Below are 2,342 nucleotides of genomic sequence, written 5' to 3'. Positions count from 1 at the left end.
TTGATAGCTTCGGCGGCGACTTCCTGGATATGGGCCACCTGGGAGGTGATGTCTTCGGTTGCCCTGGCCGTTTGGTTCGCCAAGTTTTTGACCTCGTTTGCCACCACGGCGAAACCTTTTCCGGCATCTCCGGCACGAGCAGCTTCGATGGTGGCATTCAATGCCAACAAATTGGTCTGTGCCGCGATATCGTTGATCAGGCTGACAATGGCACCAATTCGTTGGGCGGCATCACTGAGGCCATGGACCGTCGTATCGGTGCGAGACGCAACTCCGGCTGCTTCCGAGGCTACGGCAGCAGCACGATGGACCTGGGCACTGATCTCCTTAATGGAGGCGGAGAACTCCTCCACGGCAGAGGCCACGGCTTGGACGTTGACCGAGGCTTGTTCCGCCGCTGCGGCAACCGTCATGGCTTGGTGGCTGGTGTCGGTGGACTGTGCCGACATGGCCCCCGATGATGCTTCCAGTTCTGTCGCAGCGGCAGCCACGGCGTTCACCACCGGCTTTACCTGATTGTTGGCAAAGGCGATGAACTCTGCGTCTCTGGCTTCCATTCGCTTCAGAGCTTGGTTGATGGTCTTGGCATACAGAACAAAATCCCCACGCAAACCCGTGGTGATAATCCGGCGGTAATACTGACCATGATTGGCGGACTCAACAGCGGCAAACGCCTCTTTGCCAAAGGCTTCTGCGAGGTCCAGCAATCGGTTGATGTTGTGTTGCAGGGCTCCGATGCCATCGCTGGCACGGACGTCCAGAATTCGAGCATTGAGGTCACCACTGGAGGACCGGCCAAGAACGTGGATCGCATTGGAAAGATCACCTGCCATTCTTCGAGCAGAACCGCCGATCTTGATGCCTCCGACAACTCCAAGCAGGGATACCGAAATTACGACCCAAAGGGCGATGCTCGAACCACCAAGCAGCCCGAATATTCCGGACAGAAGGCAGATCGCCGAAGGAACCAGCATCCCAAGGGATAAGGTTCGGGCATATGAGCCGAGGGTCGTTTCCATGTGGCTGCCTCTGATCAATTTTCTGGCGTGATGGTGAAGATGAAACGGTCATAGCTATCGAATCCCGCCGTTGCTACGGCGTCGTTCAGCATTTTCCATGATCGCTCAAGCCCGACCTTCGAATCTGGATGGCGGCGTTCTTCTTCCAACAGCGAACGGTAAAGCGGCTTGATCGTCTCCAATGCGGCCTTCTCGGGCACCCGTCGATTGGAGTGATATCCGATGATCTGACCGGCAGCGTCGAAGTTCGGGGTGACGTGGGCGAATACCCAGTAGTTGTCACCATTCTTCGCCATGTTGTTCACATAAGCGAATATCTCCCGGCCATCGACAATCGTGTCCCAAAGCAGTTTAAAGACGCATCGCGGCATTTCGGGGTGCCGTATGACCGAATGTGGTTTCCCCATCACCTCGGATTCGGTATAGCCGCTGACCGTCAAAAACACATCGTTGACGTAGGTCAGCCGTCCTTTGGGATCGGTCTTGCTGACGATCAATTCGTCATGAGCAAAAGTTCGCTCGCGACCTGATGGAGTTTTACGGTCACCCGTCATCTCCGACACCTCTCCCAGATTGAATGGACTATGAACGCGGCCTGATGGGCATGCTAAACGGATAAACGAATGTTAAACCATTGTCACAAAGGTATCGCGTCCGATTATGAATTTCGATAGGGTTCTGAGCGGCGACAAGCCGAAGACATTGTGAAATTGGGGGCACAATGAGCCGAGAAAGTGGACACGACCAGTTTGCAGTTTTCGATGAAATTCGCGATGAATTTTTCGATGACGCAATGGAGCGGCTCCGTGCCCTTGAATTCGTTCTGGATAACGGCAGCCATGGCCGGATCACCCGTTCGGAACTGATTGGGAGCTTTCGGCGGCTCGCTCTGTATCTGCGTGGACAGGCGGCAGGATTCGGCTTGAACGCCCTCTGTGCTGTGGCCCACAAGCTCGACGAATATCTTGCGGACGCCCCTGAAACACTGCCTCCGCGAATCTGGGCCGACCTCGAAACCTATATTGATGAGTTATCTAAACAGATTGGTGGTCGCGGCACAGAAATCCAGCCCGATTTCTCCCGGCTCCCACAAAAACTTGCTTCAACACTGGATGATGTCGAGATCAGACGCATCGAAGTGATGCTGGTTGCTCCCCATGGGGCACAGTCGCATTTTGTTGAACGTGAACTTCGCCAATGTGGCTACAGAACCTCGGTGGTCCCCGATACCGTCTTGGCGTTGTCAATGGTGGTTCAGACGAAACCAGACCTCATCATCATCTCGGCAGTCATGCCGGGGTTGGACGGAATCGATCTGGCGAT

Annotated in this window: 3 protein-coding genes; 1 reads left to right on the top strand and 2 read right to left on the bottom strand. The window is 55.0% G+C overall.

Translation table 11 applies throughout. The features are described from left to right. Together A6A04_RS23505 and A6A04_RS19510 are read right to left on the bottom strand one after the other, a co-directional pair. The coding region (locus A6A04_RS23505; RefSeq protein WP_068495696.1) for a methyl-accepting chemotaxis protein at nucleotides 1-1,019 on the bottom strand (1,019 nt) is incomplete at its 3' end. Between the two features lie 14 nt (nucleotides 1,020-1,033). Beyond that, nucleotides 1,034-1,573 (bottom strand): PAS domain-containing protein, encoded by a 540-nt coding sequence (locus A6A04_RS19510; protein ID WP_041039001.1) that lies wholly within the window; start codon nucleotides 1,571-1,573, stop codon nucleotides 1,034-1,036. 167 nt (nucleotides 1,574-1,740) lie between these two features. Between A6A04_RS19510 and A6A04_RS19505 the strand changes: the two genes are divergently transcribed. After that, the coding region (locus tag A6A04_RS19505; RefSeq protein WP_068495697.1) for an Hpt domain-containing protein at nucleotides 1,741-2,342 on the top strand (602 nt) is incomplete at its 3' end.

The organism is Paramagnetospirillum marisnigri (assembly GCF_001650715.1).
Taxonomy (GTDB): Bacteria; Pseudomonadota; Alphaproteobacteria; order Rhodospirillales; family Magnetospirillaceae; genus Phaeospirillum; species Phaeospirillum marisnigri.
The sequence above is the reverse complement of the archived record's forward strand: the minus strand, read 5'-3'. Positions and strand labels throughout refer to the sequence as shown.

Coding starts and splice junctions, on each gene's coding strand:
- A6A04_RS19510 (WP_041039001.1), bottom strand. CDS start 1,573: ATGACGGGTGACCGTAAAACTCCATCAGGTCGCGAGCGAACTTTTGCT.